General features: G+C 47.3%; 19 protein-coding genes and 1 pseudogene. 11 read left to right on the top strand and 9 right to left on the bottom strand.

Annotated features, from left to right (window positions below):
• Positions 1-31: 31 nt before the first annotated feature.
• Positions 32-1,402, top strand: a complete 1,371-nt coding sequence (locus tag PSE7367_RS12240) for a chloride channel protein (protein ID WP_051038143.1) — start codon at positions 32-34, stop codon at positions 1,400-1,402.
• Positions 1,403-1,535: 133 nt separating this feature from the next.
• On the opposite strand, the gene queC is transcribed toward PSE7367_RS12240, so the two are convergent.
• Positions 1,536-2,273 carry a 7-cyano-7-deazaguanine synthase QueC gene (gene queC, locus PSE7367_RS12235; RefSeq protein WP_015165662.1) on the bottom strand — a complete coding sequence of 246 codons (738 nt, stop codon included), beginning with the start codon at positions 2,271-2,273 and terminating at the stop codon, positions 1,536-1,538.
• Positions 2,274-2,416: 143 nt separating this feature from the next.
• The gene (locus tag PSE7367_RS12230; RefSeq protein WP_015165661.1) at positions 2,417-3,079 is read right to left on the bottom strand and encodes a 7-carboxy-7-deazaguanine synthase QueE; all 663 of its coding nucleotides are present in this window, start codon (positions 3,077-3,079) and stop codon (positions 2,417-2,419) included.
• A gap of 441 nt (positions 3,080-3,520) precedes the next feature.
• On the opposite strand from PSE7367_RS12230, the gene PSE7367_RS12225 reads away from it, so the two are divergent.
• Positions 3,521-4,240 (top strand): pentapeptide repeat-containing protein, encoded by a 720-nt coding sequence (locus tag PSE7367_RS12225; protein ID WP_015165660.1) that lies wholly within the window; start codon positions 3,521-3,523, stop codon positions 4,238-4,240.
• A gap of 41 nt (positions 4,241-4,281) precedes the next feature.
• On the top strand, positions 4,282-5,067 hold the full coding sequence (locus tag PSE7367_RS12220; protein ID WP_015165659.1) for a DUF1995 family protein: 786 nt from the start codon (positions 4,282-4,284) through the stop codon (positions 5,065-5,067).
• Positions 5,068-5,398: 331 nt separating this feature from the next.
• Here PSE7367_RS12220 and PSE7367_RS12215 read toward each other — a convergent pair whose 3' ends face one another.
• The 5 genes from PSE7367_RS12215 to PSE7367_RS12195 all read right to left on the bottom strand — a co-directional run bounded on the left by PSE7367_RS12215 (position 5,399) and on the right by PSE7367_RS12195 (position 9,446).
• On the bottom strand, positions 5,399-7,072 hold the full coding sequence (locus tag PSE7367_RS12215) for an ABC1 kinase family protein (RefSeq protein ID WP_015165658.1): 1,674 nt from the start codon (positions 7,070-7,072) through the stop codon (positions 5,399-5,401).
• Between the two features lie 240 nt (positions 7,073-7,312).
• A complete protein-coding gene (locus PSE7367_RS12210) occupies positions 7,313-7,945 on the bottom strand; it encodes a thermonuclease family protein (protein ID WP_156800394.1) in 633 nt (210 codons plus the stop codon).
• A 24-nt stretch (positions 7,946-7,969) separates the two neighbouring features.
• On the bottom strand, positions 7,970-8,350 hold the full coding sequence (locus PSE7367_RS12205; RefSeq protein WP_015165656.1) for a 2Fe-2S iron-sulfur cluster-binding protein: 381 nt from the start codon (positions 8,348-8,350) through the stop codon (positions 7,970-7,972).
• A gap of 24 nt (positions 8,351-8,374) precedes the next feature.
• Positions 8,375-8,926, bottom strand: a complete 552-nt coding sequence (locus tag PSE7367_RS12200) for a LeuD/DmdB family oxidoreductase small subunit (RefSeq protein WP_015165655.1) — start codon at positions 8,924-8,926, stop codon at positions 8,375-8,377.
• Between the two features lie 16 nt (positions 8,927-8,942).
• Entirely contained in the window at positions 8,943-9,446 is a 504-nt protein-coding gene (locus PSE7367_RS12195) for an LOG family protein (protein ID WP_015165654.1), read from the bottom strand.
• Between the two features lie 449 nt (positions 9,447-9,895).
• Between PSE7367_RS12195 and rpsD the strand changes: the two genes are divergently transcribed.
• The 4 genes from rpsD to PSE7367_RS22045 all read left to right on the top strand — a co-directional run bounded on the left by rpsD (position 9,896) and on the right by PSE7367_RS22045 (position 13,173).
• Positions 9,896-10,498: a 30S ribosomal protein S4 gene (rpsD, locus tag PSE7367_RS12190; protein ID WP_015165653.1), complete on the top strand. Its 603-nt coding sequence runs from the start codon at positions 9,896-9,898 to the stop codon at positions 10,496-10,498.
• A 710-nt stretch (positions 10,499-11,208) separates the two neighbouring features.
• Positions 11,209-11,802: a DUF3038 domain-containing protein gene (locus PSE7367_RS12180; protein ID WP_041699646.1), complete on the top strand. Its 594-nt coding sequence runs from the start codon at positions 11,209-11,211 to the stop codon at positions 11,800-11,802.
• Positions 11,799-12,815 (top strand): DUF4335 domain-containing protein, encoded by a 1,017-nt coding sequence (locus PSE7367_RS12175; protein WP_015165651.1) that lies wholly within the window; start codon positions 11,799-11,801, stop codon positions 12,813-12,815. Before PSE7367_RS12180 ends, PSE7367_RS12175 begins: the two co-directional genes overlap by 4 nt.
• Before the next feature lie 184 nt (positions 12,816-12,999).
• Positions 13,000-13,173 (top strand): hypothetical protein, encoded by a 174-nt coding sequence (locus PSE7367_RS22045; RefSeq protein WP_015165650.1) that lies wholly within the window; start codon positions 13,000-13,002, stop codon positions 13,171-13,173.
• Between the two features lie 160 nt (positions 13,174-13,333).
• On the opposite strand, the gene PSE7367_RS12170 is transcribed toward PSE7367_RS22045, so the two are convergent.
• Complete coding sequence (locus PSE7367_RS12170; protein WP_015165649.1) at positions 13,334-13,795, bottom strand: ArsR/SmtB family transcription factor; 462 nt, start codon at positions 13,793-13,795, stop codon at positions 13,334-13,336.
• Positions 13,796-13,941: 146 nt separating this feature from the next.
• On the opposite strand from PSE7367_RS12170, the gene PSE7367_RS12165 reads away from it, so the two are divergent.
• Positions 13,942-14,118, top strand: a complete 177-nt coding sequence (locus PSE7367_RS12165) for a metallothionein (RefSeq protein ID WP_041699645.1) — start codon at positions 13,942-13,944, stop codon at positions 14,116-14,118.
• Positions 14,119-14,273: 155 nt separating this feature from the next.
• Here PSE7367_RS12165 and PSE7367_RS22040 read toward each other — a convergent pair whose 3' ends face one another.
• A complete protein-coding gene (locus tag PSE7367_RS22040; protein ID WP_156800393.1) occupies positions 14,274-14,459 on the bottom strand; it encodes a hypothetical protein in 186 nt (61 codons plus the stop codon).
• Between the two features lie 11 nt (positions 14,460-14,470).
• Here PSE7367_RS22040 and PSE7367_RS12160 point away from each other — a divergent pair, with 11 nt between their 5' ends.
• From PSE7367_RS12160 to PSE7367_RS12150, 3 genes and pseudogenes are all read left to right on the top strand, one after another.
• Complete coding sequence (locus PSE7367_RS12160; RefSeq protein WP_015165647.1) at positions 14,471-16,723, top strand: endonuclease MutS2; 2,253 nt, start codon at positions 14,471-14,473, stop codon at positions 16,721-16,723.
• Between the two features lie 88 nt (positions 16,724-16,811).
• Positions 16,812-18,611 (top strand): annotated as a pseudogene (locus PSE7367_RS12155) (alpha-amylase family glycosyl hydrolase); the annotation flags it as partial.
• A 172-nt stretch (positions 18,612-18,783) separates the two neighbouring features.
• Positions 18,784-19,281: an HNH endonuclease gene (locus PSE7367_RS12150; RefSeq protein WP_015165645.1), complete on the top strand. Its 498-nt coding sequence runs from the start codon at positions 18,784-18,786 to the stop codon at positions 19,279-19,281.
• Positions 19,282-19,452 lie beyond the last annotated feature (171 nt).

Genomic DNA, 19,452 nt, shown 5'->3' with positions numbered 1-19,452 from the left:
GGTGACAATTCAATCTAAGCCAATCCAAGATATTAGTCATGCAAAAACTACTGATGACCATGACCAGCATCGTCAGCTTAACTTTAACCATACACAATTAGTGCTTTGTGCCGCCGCGATCGGCATCTTTGGTGGATTGGTTGCCACCATTTATTATTTCGTTTTAGAAACTATGATGGATCAGGTCTGGCATGTATTGCCGGAGTTGATCGAGCCATATTTTCCACCTTGGCTACCTACAAACAACTATGTTTGGATTGCTACAACAATTGGTGGAGTTGCGGTTGGCATAGCGATTTATTTACTTGGCTGTCCCGGTGAAATGGCTCAAGTGGTCGATCGGATTCATCAGCCAGGAAAAATTGATATTAGTAAAACCCCAGCAATGGTGATCGCTTCATTGCTAGCTATTACCGCTGGGGGAAGTGCGGGGCCAGAAGCACCATTGGTTCAGGTCAACGGTAGTTTTGGTAGCTGGCTGGGCGATCGGCTCAAACTAAGCATTGGTTCGGTGCGGGTGCTAACCTTTTGTGGCATGAGTGCAGCCTTGGGAGCATTTTTCGGAGCCCCGATTGGTGCAGCTCTGTTTGCCCTAGAAATTCCCCACCGACGTGGATTGGAATATTATGAAGCGATCGCCCCGGCGGTGATTTCGGCAATTTTTTCCTTTGCAATATTTAGAATTAGCACCGGCATCACCATTGGTGGTATCTATCACTTCGAGTCCGTACCATCCCTAACCCCCATGAATCTACTGGAGGGGCTCTTGCTGGGAATAGTTGGCGCAGCGATCGCGGTGCTATTTATTTATATCTTTCGGGCAGTTGGTTATCTCTTTCAGTTCATAGAACATGATCAGATTCTCAGTGCCACATTGGGTGGTTTGGCGATCGGTCTAATCGCCCTTTTCCTGCCGCAAACCCTCTTTTTTAGTGAAGCCCAGATCCATGATGTGATTGAAACAGGTATGACCCTGGGAGTAAGTATGCTGCTATTAATCGCAGTGGCAAAAATGCTAGCGATTAGCTTTACGCTTCACTCTGGCTTTCTGGGTGGTTTTATTTTTCCGCTGTTTTTCATTGGCGCAAATGTGGGTTTGGCGATCGCCCTAGCAGTGCCACAGATTCATCCAACCGTGGGCATGATTTGTTTGATGGCGGCGATGAATGTAGCAGTGACCAAAACACCAATTAGTAGCAGTATTATCCTCAGTGTGCTTTCGGATACGGCAATGTTGCCAGTGATTGTAATTGCTAGTTTTGTGAGTTTTTTATTGACCGCACAGATCGCCATGATCAGCACCCAGCGATCGCGCGGTAGTGATGAGCAGGCTATACCAGTTTGGCTCCACAATTCTACGGTTGATACAATTAGTGCTGTAGATAATGAAGGAATAGGCTAGATCTTTCTACCCATAGTAAATACAATGATTTAGTACACATAAATTCCTTAGAAAGTTTGGCTGAAGACCAGTCAAGTATTATGCATTGTCTTGCTCCACGCTTCAATTGCTACTGCTCCTTCTTAGTTACTTCTTAATTACCCTTGCTAACTGCTGAAGCCAATTCAGGATAACCCGCCTCGCTCAAAGCCTGATCTCTGATGCGACAGGAATCGCACACCCCGCAAGGTTCTGTGCCCCCTTGATAACAAGACCAGGTCGCCGCGATCGGTACACCAAGGGCGATTGCCTTTTTGACAATATCCACCTTTGAATCCATCACCAACGGCGCAACCAATTCAATTCCGTTGCCCTCAAGCGCAGCCTTAGACGAAAGTGCAGCCAGGTTTTGATAGGCTTCCAGATAGTCAGGACGGCAATCGGGATAGCCGGAATAGTCCACCGCATTGATGCCTAAATAAATCGCCTTGGCAGATCTAGCTTCGGCCAAAGAAAGAGCGATCGCAATAAACACCGTATTTCGCCCCGGCACATAGGTAGAAGGAATCACATTATCCTGCAATCCTTCAATGGGTAAATGCATCGATTTGTCAGTCAGAGACGAGCTACCCCACAGCGACAGGTTCACATCAATTACATGATGCTCAGTAATCCCCAATTGCTTAGCCACAACCTGAGCTGATTGTAGTTCCCGCTTGTGGCGTTGGCCATAGTTAAATGACAATGCGATCGGTTCATAGCCAGCGGCGATCGCCTGGGCGGCAGCGGTAGCAGAATCGAGGCCACCGGAGAGTAAAACTACGGCCTTGGGCTTAGCGACCTTGGGCTCATTTAATTCAGATCGATCGACGTGAAGATTGTTAGAGGACATAATGGCAACGAAAACCTATGGCTGTGGTGAGAGCAAATCTTGGTATATGTTTTACCGCATAGAGGCTTGGGCTTGATAAATATTGCCAGAACTTCCAATTGGCAGGTAGTTAGCAGTAACTATTGAATAATTAATATCTTGCATTACCTTACCCCCAATAACTTATGGGTTTGTAGGCTCATCCGCCATTGCGAGTTTTGCCGCACATAATCAAAAATTAGTTTGTTGGCATTAACTGAATTCCATTCCGGTTGCAGATATTTAATTGCTGTAGTTGGTACTAAATCTGCCTGCCGCTCTGCCCAACCTAGGTCTTGCTGCTTAGCCACCACTACTTTTAGCTCGTGAATATGGATATAAATATTAGCGACAGGGGGTTTAAAGGTTTTAGGCGAAAGGGTAATCCAGTCAAATTCGCCGGAGAGGGGATGAGCACCAGAGGTTTCTAGATGTACGCGCACGTCTAGTTTTTGCAAAGCCTTAGTTATTGGCCTTAGATCATGCATAAGCGGCTCACCACCAGTAATCACCACGATCGCTGGTTTAGCCTTTTCAACCTGCCGAACCAAATCCGTCACAGTTTGGCGCGGATGGGAGCTGGCATCCCAGGACTCTTTGGTATCACAAAACCAGCATTTAACATCACACCCACCGAGGCGGATAAAATAGGCACTGCTGCCAAACCAAGCCCCCTCTCCCTGGATCGAATGAAAAGTCTCGACGATCGGGTAGGTGGTGGCCGTAGATGCAGTTAATTGAGGGGATTGATTTGATTGGGTTAGTTGCAAGTTCTTAATTCTCGGCATTCTCGGCAAAGGGTTGGTTAGGTGAAGCTAGTTAATGCTATTTCAAGCAAGAGGTTGTGCAAGTAATGACCTGAATGCTTTGATCTAGATGTCTAGATGTATTCATGCAAAAGAGGTCTTTTGAAGATGCATTAAGTTGCTTTAAACAGGCGATCCCTAGCGATCTTAAAATCATCGCGGTCAAAGATTAGGCTAAATTGCGATTATTGCTCAGGTGGTGGTTCACTAAATTAGTAAGTAGTTAAGTGTTAAGTAACCAAATGCCGATCGATTTGCCCCAGATGGGGGATTCGAGCACACATATATTTAAATCTATACTAGCAACTGCCTGAAGATGTATTTGCGTTAGAAAGTCCAAGTTAAGCGCGATCGTGCTGCGCTTTTGACTCAGTTCGATCGGTGTAACCAAACTTAAACACTAAATAAATTGCAGTTATTAGCATGGCTAATCCAGAGCAGTTAGATATTATCGCCCAAGGTGTGCAAATCTGGAACCTGTGGCGCAATGATCATCCCGATACCAAGATCGATCTTAGTGCCGCTGACCTGGGGGCGATCAACTTGCAGCAGGCTATTCTGGCCAAGGCAAATCTGGCAGGAATTAACCTCAGTGGCGCAAACCTGAGCGGCAGTGATCTGCAAGGCAGTGCCCTCGATGGAGCTAATCTGGTGGGAGCCAAAATTAAGGATGCCAAGTTAGTTGGTGCCAGCCTTGGTGAAGCCGATCTGGGCAAAGCTGATTTGGGTGGTGCTGATCTCAAAGGAGCCGATCTGCGCAAAGCCCGTCTTTTTGATGCCGATCTATCGGGCAGTAGTTTACGGATGGCAAACCTATGGCAAGCTCATTTACACCAGGTTAATCTGACTGATGCTAATTTGAGCGATGCTTACCTGGGCGAGGCAGATCTAACCAGGGCGAATTTGGAGCGTGCCAACCTCAGCAATGCCGATCTCAATGGTGCAAATTTGTTAGCAGCGATCTTATGTGGGGCGAAGCTAAATCAGGCTAATTTCGTCGGTGCTAATCTCACTAATGCTGATCTAGAGAAAGCAATAGCATTAGCAACCAATTTTCAGGGCGCAAATTTAACCAATGCCAGTTGCAAAAATTGGTCGATCAACTCGGATACACTGCTTGATAATATTGATTTGGCTCCGTGAGCTGTTTTATTCAAGTCCTGTATCACATCCCCACAAACCCCATGCCTAATCTACCCAATTCCCTGGAAGAAGCCACCCAGCAAGCGATCGATGCCATGTTCACGGCGATCGATGCGGGCGATCGGCGGATTTTAATCGATCTGCGCTTTGGTGAACTAAAACCACTACCGCTCGCTAAACAATTGGCAATCCGAATGAAGGAGCGGTATGGCAATCAATGGCAGGCTTTGTTTTCCGATGCGGGGGCAGCAGCATTGGCTAAGCGAGATTGGCCGGATATTTCTGATCAAGAAGTATCAATGCGGGGTGTGAATGAAGGTAGAGCCGCGATCAGAGAAGATGATCAAGCTTTTTTATTGATTGCGCCCAGCTCAGTCGAAGTTGATCAGGTGGAAAAATTACTGGCGCTGGCAGGCGATCGCCCCTTTATTATGTTTAATCCGCGCTTGGAAAATAGTGAGGTGGGGATCGGTTTGGCTACCCGCAAAATGCGCGAGCGGTTTTTAAATACGTTTACGGTTTGTTATTACATGCAACCACTGGATGCGGGGCTGTTGTGGCGCTGCTATCCTGGCCTCTGGCAGGTGTATCGCCAGGGGAATGAGGTTGACTCTGATAAGCAATCTGAACAATCTGAGCAATCTGAGCAATCTCAATCTGTAACAACTGAACCGGACGACAATCAGGGCGGTTGGCAATTGATTAACGAAGATGATCACAAACCCAGCTTTGATGAACTAGAACGCATTTTCCTGCGAGCAACAGGCAAGCGCCAGACCACTTTTCTCGATCGGATGCAGCAGTTTTTGAGTGCCTTAAATCGCTAACCCTATTTCAATCTAGATCAACATCTTTAACTAGTTCCTTGCGGGGGGCGACTTTCACTTGCTAAGGTTAAAATCTAGCTTGAGCTGTAAGCCAGATAGATAGAGGTATCTAGGCTTTAATGACAATATCCTGAATTGGATTGATTGGTGTTCCTGACGCTCTAAAGCCCTTATTCTCGTTAGGCGCAAGATATGAGTTAATGTTTAGCGAGGGGATACTTGATAGACTCAGAACTCAGAGAACTTTCCCAGCAAATTAGCAAGCGCATCTGCATTGTTCTACCCAGATCTTGGCTGGATCTTAATGTGCCATAGAAGCCATCGAAATAGCTTAAGACTTGACAATATATTCCACCAACAGCCAGATCCCCAGTGCCAAGCCGGCCACTAGCACCGCCTCACTCCAGATCAGGCTCAAGTTGGGCGAAAGCGTGGAGTTAACCCGATCGCCTGCCGCCAGTAGCATTGAGCCGGATAGCATTCCCCCCACCGCCAGCATTGCCAACCCTAAGCGGCGAAAGGAACGGGACAGCGATCGCTGAAAGCTTTCCTGGTCTTGCCAGTTCAGGTTCAAGCCCAGCTCAGAGCGTTCCAGCCGATCGGCCAGGGTTTCAATCTGCTGGGGAATTTGAATCAGGGCACGGGACAAATAGAGCGAATTATAGGTCACACTTTGTAAGCTAGCCGAATTGAGAATTCGCTGTTGAATTGCTTTTTCAACCACTGGCCGCGCCACGTCAATGAATGGGAACAAAGGATCGAGGTTGCGGGCAATCCCTTCCACATTGGCGATCGCCTTCACAAATAAGCCAATGCTGCCGGGCATTTGAATTTTATTTTCACGGGGAATACGCAACGCTTCATTGAGCAACTCCGAGAGATCAATTTCCTCCAGGGGGCGAGTATAAAAACGGCGCAATAGTCGATCGAAGGCTGATTCGATTGCCTTGATGTCGATCGCTAGTTTGGCAAACCCCAATTCCCTCACCGCCTGAGCCACCTGGCGCGGTTGTTCATAGACAATGCCAATCAATAGATCGGTCAGGATCGACTTGGTGCGTGGGTCCATCCGCGACACCATGCCGCAATCGATCATGGCCAGACGGATTTGCTTATCATCGCCCACATAAAAGAAATTGCCAGGGTGCGGATCGGCATGGAAAAATCCATCTAGCAAAATCTGTTGCATTACCACCTTTGCCGCCAGCGCCGCCAATTCTTTCCGCTTTGGTGCTGGTAACTCTGTTTGATTAATTTTCACGCCATCGATCCATTCCAGGGTCAACACCTTTGTGCTGGTGAGCTGCCAGTAAACCTTGGGAATAATAACCTGACCTGGTTTCCATAACTCACTATTGGCCAGATTGTTGGTTAGCTCCTCTGTATTACGCGCCTCGCGGGTGAAATCCAATTCGCCGGTAATACTATTGCTAAACTCTTCCACCAGTGCTTCCAGGTCATAGGCTTCCCCCAGGGCATCACCGCTAAAAAACTGCGCCAGCGATCGCAACACTTCTAAATCTTCTTCAATGATGCGCTGAATTCCAGGGCGTTGCACCTTAATCGCTACTACTTGGCCATCTAGTAATTTGCCTTTATGCACTTGCCCCAACGAGCCAGCCGCGATCGCTTTTTCTTCGACCTCCGCATAGCTGTCAACGATCGGTTTGCTTAATTCTGCTTCCAGGATCGGCGCAATCTCACTCCAGGATAACCCCGGCACATCACTTTGCAGGGTTTCCAGAGCTTCAATATATTCCGGTGCCAATAGATCGGGGCGGGTACTCAGGATTTGCCCTAGTTTTACAAAAGTGGGGCCTAGCTCAATCAAAATTTGCTTGAGGACATCTGGTAGCGGCAGAGATGGCTCGGTGGGCTTGGAATTAAGCTGACCATTAATAAACGCTAGCCGGCTGCGGAAATAATCCCAACCATTACGAACCACAACTTCAACAATTTCAGCTTGACGGCCAAAGCCAAAGGGAATATTTGTGCGACTGAGCATAACTGGGCAGATATCACCAAATAAAACTTAAACCTAACGACTTCAGCGTAGCTCAAACGATCGCCTGTATTGCATATGTCAGTGGGTACATATTTATCTATTTATCCTGGTTGGCTTGAATCTTGGCGAATTTACAATCTAATTATTAAATGGCGATCGAGGATTTGCTATTACCAATGACTATATCGATCTGGCGCAATGATTCCCCTGGCAACTGGAAAAAACATTAGCAAACAAACATTAATTAGAGATGGGTACACTCACAGAATAATTAAGATCACGGCGGAATTTCTCTGGAGTCTGGCGCATCGGCTCAGTGGGGTTCCAAATGCCGATCCCCTTGAGTCTGGCCTCCGCCTGCAATCGTGACATTAAATCATCATGGCGTTGATTGGGTTGCCAGGAGTTTGCTAGCACCAGCCCTTCACGCACCAGTTGGGCATTGATTAACTGATCACCCAGCCACACATAGGCTAAGACCCGATCGTAATTGTCTTTGCGCTGTTGATCAAACTCCAGCAGTACTTTCTGGTCTTTGATTAATTCTTCCAGGCGTTTCCTGGCTCGATCGCCCCAGGGTGCTTGTTCCCGTAATGGTGCGCTAATCCCCAATAGCCGCACTCTTTGGATCAGCTCATCGGGATCATTGCTGTCGATCGCTTCGATCGTTTGGCCACTGATCACCCGCGTCACCCGCCAGCTCTCACCATCGATTGGGGTAATGGTGTTGGAAGCTTGGATGCCAATGTTGATCGCCAGCCAGATCGCCACCACCAGAAAAACCATCAACCGCCTCAATCTCTTTTTACGGGGATTGGGTTTGTTTTTAAAGATCGAAGTCGTAGTGCTTGCGGTTGCTTCTTTGGAACTCATGGTTAAGCTAACCAGGTAGATAAATTAATCGTGATCGATCGGGATGCCAAATACTATGCGCTGCTTTTGCTCAAAGAAACGTCCGAATTGCAGCATATAGACCTCATCTTCGTCCTGGGTTTCCAGTTCCAAATCGGAGCAAGCATAGCCCACACAAATTAAAGCATAGCCGCGCTGCTTGGTCTCCGGCGACAATCCCACCGTTTCCGATTGATCGATCTGGCCAGATTTAACCCGCATCGCGCAGGTGGTACAAGTGCCATTGCAACAGGCCGCTGGCAAATCAATGCCCTGCTCCTCACATTGATCCAGGATATAGCGATCGCCCCTCACCCTGGCGGTTTGGATCTCACCAGTGCGGCGATCGTGGACTCGCACCGTATAAATGGGTGGCTCTTTAGTCATAAGTCATAGTTTTAGCAGTCCAGCTTAACCAGCTTTGGTAGGAATCATGCCAGTTTGCCGTGCATAGGCAAAAATACCACCGGCATCGATCACCGGGCCCACTTCACCCAACGATTTCAATTCATAGGTTTCACCCAGGGTGTGGTTGATGAGCTGATTGTTGTCAAAATCGATCGTCACTTCATGGCCGGTTTCAAAGCGATCGCAAAGCCGCTCGACCGCTTCCCAGGGGTATAGCTCGCCAGTGGCAGTGCAATTACGGAAGAAAATCCGCGCATAGGATTCAGCGATCACTGCCTGCACTCCCGCCGCACCCAGGGCGATCGGCGCATGTTCACGAGAAGAACCACAGCCAAAATTCTCACCCGCCACAATGATCGGGTAATCGGTTTTCATTGCCCCCTCGGCTACAAATTTGCCATAGCGATCGGGCAAACCAACCATGGCATAGCTGCCCAGCTTTTCATATTCATCGGGCTTGGAGGGCACCAGGGTTAAATATTCAGCGGGGATAATCTGATCGGTGTCGATGTTGTGATCAACCACAAAGATTTTGCCTTTTATTGCTTTTGCCATGATTTTTTTGAGGGATTTAGTCAAAATAGAACAAAGTCACTACCTTACGTTGATCTTCCGCCACCTCACAGGTTTTGAGCAGCGTAGTGCTATCGTGAAATGCAAAACAAATGAGCTGCTGACACTTAGAAATAATTTCTTGATTACACAGTGTGCTAGCTTCGGCCAGCGTAAGATGATCGCTTTCGCTATGCTCCACCAAATGCATCACATTTTCCAGTTGCTCGCGCGATTCATAGGGCTGCCGATCGAGACTTTGGGGCAGAATCACCGTCAGTAAATTAGGGTCTGCTTTCAGTGCCCCGCGAATGATCGCAAAATTTGTGCCGGTTGCGCCAGAGGTAATAATGCGATTGCCCGACAACACCAGTGCATAGCTGAGCAGCTCAATTAGGTGCTGATGGGTGATCGGCACATGCCTGGAACCAAGAATGGCAATCCGCTTAGAGCCGGTCTGCTGAATCGTTGCTAGCTCTTGCAGAAATTCATCTACTTTCGGTAAATTAACTGACTGAGTCAAAAACGCCCCTGCTGTCTATAACTACAACTAACTAATGTGACTATATATTGTAAGGCTGATCTTAATTGAAAGCCACTACAAATCAAGGTCAAGCAATGAGAATAAAAAACTTGACAAATTGACTGGCATGTTTGGCATATAGATTATATACTAGAAAGTCTGGAAAAATTTTAATCCAATTGGCGATCGACGCTAAAATATTTGTCACTCTATATTATTAATCGTGGATCTTCTCGATTATTAGAACATATAGAACATGTGACAGTTAGCACATGTGATGGTGGGTTAGCAACAAAGTTTGCCTGCCCAATACAATCCAGTCCAATGATCGATCGCATCGCTTAATTCAGGATTAATAATTAATTAGTCCGGCTTGATTTACCATCAGCCAACCAGTTTAAGCAAAATCTTAGTAAGTTTTAGTTGTTTGGAAGCAGTTAGGAAAAATCATGGCTCGATACCGAGGACCACGCCTCAGAATAGTTAGACGCTTGGGAGAGTTACCAGGTCTTACCCGCAAATCACCCAGACATAATTATCCCCCTGGGCAGCATGGTCAGGCACGCAAAAAGCGCTCTGAATATGCGATTCGCTTAGAAGAAAAGCAAAAACTCCGGTTCAACTATGGTTTAACCGAGAAGCAATTGGTGCGCTATATGAAAAAGGCGCGTAAGATCAAAGGCTCAACCGGTAAGGTGTTGCTAGAGCAGCTCGAAATGCGCCTGGATAATACTGTCTTTCGGATGGGTATGGCACCAACGATCCCCGGTGCAAGGCAGTTGGTCAATCATGGTCACATCACTGTAAATGGCAAAGTGGTTTCGATCCCTAGCTATCAATGTGTGCCCGGTGAAGAAATCGGCGTGAAGAACAATGACAAATCGCGCAAGATGGTCGAGCTAAATCTGCAATATCCTGGCTTGGCTAATGTGCCCAGTCACCTTGAATTTGACAAGTCAAAATTGCACGGCAAGGTCAACAGCGTCATCGAGCGGGAGTGGGTTGCACTTCAGATCAATGAGCTGCTGGTGGTTGAGTATTATTCACGTTAGAACTTATCCATTATCAGTAGTATCAGTATTCAGTAGTATCAGTGGCTTCAATGCCCGCATCTTTCCGGTTGGCGCGATCGAGTTAAATACAGCCAATTAGATGTTTTAGATGGATATTATTGGGTATTATTGGGTATTTAAGACGTGCTACTCACATGTATTTAGCCTGCCTTAGCGCAGGCTTTTGCATATGTTGCCGCTGATTTTTGCTACTTTGGGTGTGACAGAGGGTATAAAATGGTCTAGCCAGAGGGGGCCATCTGCGCGATCAATAACTGGCATTGCTGCTACTAGCAATAATGAGTAATTTTTGATATAAAGCAGCAGGTTGCCGCTTGCCACCAATTGGCTTTGCCCAATCACCCAGAATTACCTGGCGCTAATCTCAGTCGAACCTCGACTCTACGAGCAATTACTAGTCTAGCGATCGCCATTTTCTGCCTATTAACATCCATTGCCAACTCAAGCCAGCACAAGGGCACATATATTTAAGCGAATCAGTCAACTAAAACTAGATCGAAAGATAAAACTAAATTGCGATCTGTAGCTCGATTGACATTAATAGGGTATGTTCTGAATATCATTTACTCCTCAGCTACTGCGGTCTGCAATAGAGCTAACTAAAGCCAACTGCCAATCAATCTACAGTTAATCGATTAATCGATCTCAAGCACTAAAATCAAAATATTGTCCGAACCATGCCGCTAACTATGCAGCGCGATATATCTACCACTGACCATCCCCAGCCAGATTTGCCTATTCCTGCCCACTTTTCCAGAGGGTGTCCCCGCAGTGTGCGCATGGACATTGATAACTTGCTCATTGCGGTTGAGGCGATCGATCTGCGAGCTGTCGATCGAATCATGCTCAGCCTGCCTGAATTAGGATTAGATGAGTTAATCCCTACTCAAGTTAAATTGTGGCGAATGCGCAACACCAATCCCATGCGCCGCCATTATCAACGTACTAATTTAAATTGGGATGAACTAAGAGCCCTGGTTTTAATTGCCTGTGAAGTGGCAAAGCCATTGAATACAGTATTGCGGCAACTGATAATCACATCTCAGCATGTGGCCGAGGAAAAAATTGAGGCGCTGGGCTTGCAACAAAACCAACGCTATCTAGACCATTACATCAAGCGATTTCAGGCTCTCTACAAAAGCCGAATGCGATCGCCTTCTATTTTGAGTGATGACGAATTGAGCGAACTAGCAACCCATATGTTGAGTCAGCTTTTATTCTGTAGTGGTACTGCCGCCCCAGAAAGGCTCTGGCACGCTTTATTTTATGGAGCGATAGCATGACTGTTCAACGTATTTACAACATGCCCAGTTGCAATCTGCTGGTGGAAGGAATCAGCCTGGGCGATAGCGATCAGCTTTCGATGCTGACTAATTTTAAATGTACGTTTAACCACACCCAGGACGCGATCGTGGGTGGCAAAGAACTATTAAGCGCCCTGACTAAATGTGCTAGTAATTATGCCCAGGCATTACAGGCTGGGAATCTGATTACAACTGAGGCTGAAGCGGTGCGGATCGAACCAGAAAATAGCTATAACCATAGTCTCCATATTGCGGCAGCGATCGATCAACCCAATCAGCCCCAGGATCAAGCTGGCAGCGCCAAACAAGATGGCATGGTGGAGATTAAGCTCAACACGGTGCAATTTTTTGATCTGGTCGAAAGTCTCGATCGCCTTTGTGCCGAAGAGCAAGCCCTTCAGGATTTGAAAGCACCGCTGGATCTAACTAAGGTCAGAGGTAAAGTTAATTTCCAGGAAAAATTAGTGCCTGCGATCGGTGGCATTGCCAGCTTTGCGATCGTGGCGTTTGGGTTCTTTTTGTTGCCAGTGCCAGAACCAATCCCAGAACCGCAATTGCAGCAGCAAACCTCTAGCGAGAACACAAATAATAATAATCTGGAGCAAACTCCGCCGCAGCCTGATGCACCTGAGCAATCGAATACTAACCAATCAGAGAACGATCCAACCGTAGCCGCAACGCCAACCCCATTACCTGAAGCGATCGAGGATGCTGATCTTGATGCCCTGGCGCAAAGCCTGCGAGAGCAGATTGATGATAATTGGTCAGTGGCGATCGAAGAAGATGTTACCTTTACAGTGGCGGTGAATGAGGCTGGTGAAGTGGTTGGCTATAGGCCCACTGACGTACCAGAAGGAATTCCGCTGCCAGATTTATTAGTAATCGAAACTGACCCCGAAACAGGCGCAAGCCCAGAGCAACCGCAGCGATCGGTGAGTTTTGAGGTTACTTTTTATGGCAATGGCGATCTAGATATCGAGCCAGTTCAATAACTCAACATTTACGAATATTTACAACCGCAACACAAATTTACTATTTATCGTCATTTGATAACAAATGATTGCGATCTGAGGTGGATAACCCTCCATACGCTATTGTTAAACCCTATCAGTGCAATAAGTAAATCTTATAAGATAGTAAATATAAAGCAATCGTAAATACAAGAGGGGTGCTGCAATGAAAATGCATGATGTCGATAAAACCAGAGTTAGTTTTGCTCGCAAAGCCGAATACAACGATCGCGGCGATTATAATGCCGTCGGGGAGATCGCCAAAATCCATCGGGAAATGTGCAATCGCTATACTGGCTCAGAAGCCTTTGGCTGTCAGTCTCGCTGCAAAACTAGATAATGCGGAGGCTCGATCGAAAACATTAAATATTTTGAATATTTTGAATATCAGCTAATACCAGGCATAGAGCAGTAACCCTCTTCGCCGTCGGTCACCATTCAGCCTTACTTAACTTACTTCCTTACTTAACTTAAGATCGGGAACCATAGCCCCAGCCGCATCAACAACAATTCAACTCCACCTCGTCCAAATGCTCACACACGACGCGGTATAGCTCCAGAATGTGGTGATCGAGCAACTGATAATAAACCTTACGCTTATGCTTGCGATAGCTCACCAATCGCAACGTACGCAAAATTCTTAGTTGATGAGAAACCGCCGACTCACTCATCCCCACTGCTGCGGCAATATCATGCACACACAATTCATGGTTAGCCAGCAGCGAAATAATTTTCAGGCGATTGGCATCTCCCAGCCCACCCAAAAACTCCGCCATGCGTTGCGCCTTTTCCTGGCTTAGAATCTGGGCTTGAATCTTAGCGATCGCTTCATCATCGCTGTTTTTGCCATCACATACCTCAGGCTCGCAGATGGGAGTATCAGCAGCAGTATGCTCAGTCTCTGGCGATATTTTCGTCACTGTTAATTTATTCTTTTGCTTAGCTATGGCAGATTTGGGCATAGGTCGATCGGGAGTGCTAGACGTTTTCAGAGCGATTTAGGATATGTACTGGCATATGTAATAGTATATCTTGTGCTTGACATATGAATATATGTTCAGGTATCGTGGTTGCAGTAGATAAGCTGATTTTTCGGCAGGAGAAAATTATGGCTAGTGCCACTTTAGTTAAATGTGCCTGTTCTAAATGCTTGTGTGTAATCGATCCTAGTGATGCGATCGAGGCTAATGGTAAATATTACTGCTGCAAGGCATGTGCCAGTGGTCATGTGGATGGCACCAATGATAGTCATTGCAGTGATGTTGGTTGCGAATGCACTTCGTAGATCGCTAGCGATCGAAGTGCTAAAAAGTATTGCCTAATCGATCCAACAAAATAGTAATAAATGCCCCATCTCTAGTCTTTTAAGCATGACCATGGTGGGGTGTTTTTAGGGTGATAGACAAAGCGCCTTTTCTATTTCAAGTAATCAATGATCGCTTAAAGTAAATGAGATGAGCGATCGCAGAGGGTCATAGCATAATGGGCAACTACGCCACCGAACAAGAAAAATTCTGGGCCGGGGAATTTGGCAGCAAATATTCGGATATAGCCACTAACCAAAATGCTAACCCTATGGCTGAATCTAGCTTCACTGGAAGATGGCACAATATAAACAGTGCTCAAATTCAGTCTTAATGCAATCAGAAACCCTCGAATTATTGGAATGGTCGCGCCTTTGCGAGCACCTCAGCACCTTTGCCGCCACCAAGCTAGGTGCAGTTGCCGCGCGACAATTAGTACCACCCGATCGCTACGATCGCACCCTGGAGCTGTTGACCCAAACTAAAGAGGTTAGCTGGCTCGAATCTACTTTGCTCGGTGGCCTGACCATGGAAGGCATCCAGGACATCACAGTTCCGCTCAAGCGGGTTGAGAAAAATGGCATGCTCTACGCCGAGCAGCTATGGCAAGTGGCAACAACCCTGGCAGGGGCACGTAACTTACGGCGCATCATTGACAATGCGGATGATTGCGAATATTTACAGGCATTTGTAAGTGAACTGCGCACCTATCCTGAGCTTGAACAAGATATTTATCGCTGTATCGATGAAAGCGGCACGGTGCTCGATCGCGCCTCGGAAAAGCTAGGCCAGCTTCGTGCTTCAAGCCGACAGGTACGCGATCGGATCTATGGCATCTTGCAAAATATTATGCAGCGTAAGTCGGCTGCGTTGCAGGAAAACATTATTACCCAGCGCAGCGATCGCTATGTACTCTCGGTTAAAGCACCGCAAAAAGATAAAATTCCTGGCGTGGTGCATGATGCTTCCAGCACTGGCATGACTGTGTTTGTGGAGCCCCACGCGATCGTGACGGCCAATAATCAACTGCGGCAACTAGCTAAACAAGAGCAAGCGGAAATTGAAATTATTTTGCGTCAGCTCAGTGGTCAAGTGGCAGAAGTAGGCGAGGACTTGTGGCGATTGTTGGCGATCGTGACGGAAATAGATCTGGCGATCGCACGAGCCAGATATGCGCTGTGGTTGGGGGCTAATGCACCTACTTTTATTAATTTTGCTGCGCCTGATGCGGCTACTGATATCGAGAGTAATCAGAAAGAAAGTGCTAGCCAGTCGAGTGATGTCGATCAACTGTTGCAGTCAGAATCAGATGATCCAGGAAATAGTCAATTAGTTGAACCTGGCGATCGCCCTGCCACTAGTTCTTTGCTAAAAAAGCCAGCATCAAAAATAAACGCTGATCTGCCGCCAGCCCAACTGACCCTCAGGGGTTTAAAACATCCACTCCTGGTATGGCAGCAGCAACATGAACAGGGGCGCGAGGTTGTGCCGGTGGACGTGTTGATCGCGCCAGAAATTAGCGTAGTCGTGATCACAGGGCCAAATACAGGGGGCAAAACCGCCACCCTCAAAACCTTTGGCCTAGCGGCATTGATGGCCAAGTCGGGTATGTTTGTGCCCGCACGGGAGCCAGTGGAATTACCCTGGTTCGATCTGGTCTTGGCCGACATTGGCGATGAGCAATCGCTCCAGCAAAATCTGTCTACGTTTTCAGGACACATCAAACGGATCGGCAGAATTTTGACCGCAGCCACCGCTGAATCCCTCATTTTGCTTGATGAAGTGGGCGCAGGCACCGATCCCACCGAGGGCAGCGCGATCGCTAAGGCACTTTTAGAATACCTGGCTACCCATGCCTGTCTAACTGTTGCCACGACTCACTTTGGCGAACTAAAAACCCTCAAATATAACCATGCCTGCTTTGAAAATGCGGCGGTGGAGTTTGATGATGTGAAGCTAGCCCCCACCTATCGATTGCAGTGGGGGATTCCAGGCCGATCGAATGCGCTGGCGATCGCGGCGCGGTTGGGCTTCCCAGCGGAAATTCTGGAGCAAGCACAGGATCATGTCGGGTTTGGCTCGGCGGAATTGAACACAGTGATCGCTGACTTGGAAGGACAACGCCGCAAACACGAGGATAAGCTCAAGCAAGCCAGTAAGCTGTTGGCGCAAACCGAGCATTTATATGTCGAAATTAGCAAGAAGGCAGCCAAGCTAAAAGAAAGTGAGCGGGAGTTACGCCAAAACCAAGAAATTGAAGTAACTGAGGCGATCAAACAGGCCAAAAAGGAGATCGCACGGGTGATTAGAAAATTGCAAAAGGGCGATTCACCGGAGGCAGTGCATTTTGCGGAGCGGCGAGTACAAGAACTAAGCAAACGCCATTTGCCTTCGCAGCAACCTCAACCTAAAACTCAATCTCAGGCTCAGCAAAAATATGTACCTAAGGTGGGCGATCGGGTGCGGGTGCCAAAGCTGGGGCAGGTGGTGCAGGTGTTGTCTGAACCAACGAATGCGGATGAGTTGTCGGTAAGGTTGGGTCAAATGAAGATGACGGTGGCGCTGAGGGATATTGAAAAGGTTTAAGGTGACCTTACTTCAAAAAAGTGGGCAGTTAGTTGGGCTAGTTGCACTAAGATGGTTTGAGTTACCAACTCCTTCCTAACTGATGATAGATTTCCGAGAAGAGACAATTTACTTCCTGATCACCACTCGCTTCTACGACGGCGATCAAAGTAACAACTTCTTTTGCCGCGATCGGATCAAGTTTAATTCCACCACAGGCCACGCAGAAGACCCGCACTGGCGCGGTGATTTTAGAGGTCTGATTCAGCAACTCAACTACATCAAAGATTTAGGATTTACCGCTATTTGGATTACCCCACCGATTGAGAACCGCAGCGGGCTGGATTATCATGGCTACCACGGTTACGATTGGACTCGAATTGACCCAAGGCTTGAATCTGCTGATGCCACCTATCAGGATTTAATTGATCAAGCCCATAGCCTGGGGCTCAAAATCATTCAGGATGTGGTGGTCAATCATTCATCTCAATATGGGATTCGGGGAAAAGTTTGGATTGATCACCTGCCGATCAAATACTATGTTCCTTCGGGCTCAACCCAGGGGAAAGTCGATTATGGCCCCTACCAGGGCAATCTGGGGAACTACCAATCCTCGTTTCGAGCAGATAACGACAATCCTGTAGCGCCAGAATGGTTCCGCGAACGGCAAAACTCTGACCCAGATGGGGTTGAGCCTCTGATTGACCCCAAAACAGGAGCTACCGTACCGAGTCCTGGTTATGATCCCAATCGCTTTTTTGGCATTGATGCCAGCACTCTTGACCCTGAATGGTATCACCAGGATGGATTCATGGCAGGCGGCGACTGGGAAAGTATTGCCATTCAGACTAAGCATATGGCAGGAGACACGATCGACCTGGCTACCACAAGGCCCAACGTCAAAAACTATATTATTAATGCAATCTGCAAGTATTTAGATATGGGGGTTGATGCGCTGCGGATTGATACGGTCAAACATGTGGAACGCAATAACCTGCTTGAATATATCAATGCCTGGAAAGCACACAAACCCAGTTTATTTGTCTTTGGCGAAAATCTAGTCAAAGGGACTGGCTGGGGGGATTTGTTTGGCGATGATAACGCACCCTCATTTCTGAGACCCTGGTGGTATACACGACTGGGGGATGATCCAACAGATCCTCATGCTGGCGATGATTCAGGTTTTGCGGTGCTTGACTTTGGCTTGTTCTCTACCTTTCGGGATAACCTGAGTCGGGGCAATTACAGTGGTATCGGAGCTGTTTTGGAGCGGGACTGGGTTTATGGTGATGCAACCAAGCTAGTCACCTTTTTACAAAATCATGATGTTGGTCCTGATAATGACTTTCGGTTCCGGTTTAAAGGCGAACAGTGGATGGCAGCGGCGGCTTATAATTTGCTTTGGACAATTCGCGGCATTCCTTGCCTTTACTTTGGTGAGGAGATCGAGTTCATGAAGGGTGCTCCCCAGGATATCATCGGCAATGATGACACCCTCGATCAAACTGGGCGAGCTTATTTCGGCGATCACTTAGAGACAGAGACGATCGCCACCACCAAAAGCCATCCTCTCTACCTGCACATCCAGAGATTAAACTTAATCCGGCATAGTATTCCTGCCCTGCAAAAAGCACCAATGAGTCATCTTCATGAGTGGGGTGGTGGCATGAGCTTTGTTAGAGACTACAATAATGGTGAAAGTTACGCGATCGTTGGTTTAGCGATCGGCAACGAGCAGCATATTACTGTTAATAACATTCGCCATGGCACCTACAGAGATGCTGTGACTGGTAACAGAATTGAGGTGGACAATGGCAACATCTCATTCCTGGTGAGAGCAAACTCCGCGGGAATCTATGTTCTTAATGGAGCAGGCCAGATTGGCGAAGATGGCATCTATTTGAAATAATCAGAACATCAAGGGCTCTCCACCTGGTCAGACAAAATCGGCTTCAACGCTTCCCTACAGACGGATGTTTTTTTAGCAGTTGCAATTAGTTCCTTTAGCCAATCTGGCTGTGCTAGCATCTGGGAGAGTCTTCAGGAAAAAGTATTTAACAAGCGATCGCTTCTGCCTAACTATGGCTAAGGTACTGGTACTCAATGCTTCATACGAGCCGCTGAACATTACCGGCTGGCGGCGTGCAGTTGTCCTGATTATTAAAGGCAAAGCAGAGCAGATCGAGCATAATGGCAAGTTACTCTATCCTGGGTTCCCCCTGCCTACCGTGATCCGCCTGGTCTATTATGTTCGCTTGCCCTACAAAGAGATCCCCCTCACGCGGCGTAATATTTTCCACCGTGATGCCCATATGTGCCAGTATTGCGGCTATGGGGGTGAAAATCTGACCCTAGATCATGTGTATCCCAAGTCGCGCGGTGGTGGTGAGAGCTGGGAAAATATCGTTACTGCCTGTGTGCGCTGTAACGTGCAAAAGGGCAATCGCACCCCCCAGGAAGCACAAATGCCATTGGGGCGATCGCCAAAGCAACCCTATAGCGGGCTGTATTTTGAAGTCACGAAATATCTTCAAAACGGCGGCCATCAGGAATGGCGTAAATATTTAATTGGGTTCTAAGTAGCGATCGCAGAAGTAGATTCAGTGCGATTATCAAATAATCCGGTGCTGCATAATCCAGGCATAAAATGTGAATGGCTTAAATATCAAGTATATATCTGGTAGCAGTTTGCTCGATCGCCTAGTAGTGTAATCATCCCACCAATAGGCAACGCCAATAATCCAGGCTAA

This window comes from Pseudanabaena sp. PCC 7367, from assembly GCF_000317065.1.
In the GTDB taxonomy this organism is placed as follows: Bacteria; Cyanobacteriota; Cyanobacteriia; order Pseudanabaenales; family Pseudanabaenaceae; genus Thalassoporum; species Thalassoporum mexicanum.
The sequence above is the reverse complement of the archived record's forward strand: the minus strand, read 5'-3'. Positions and strand labels throughout refer to the sequence as shown.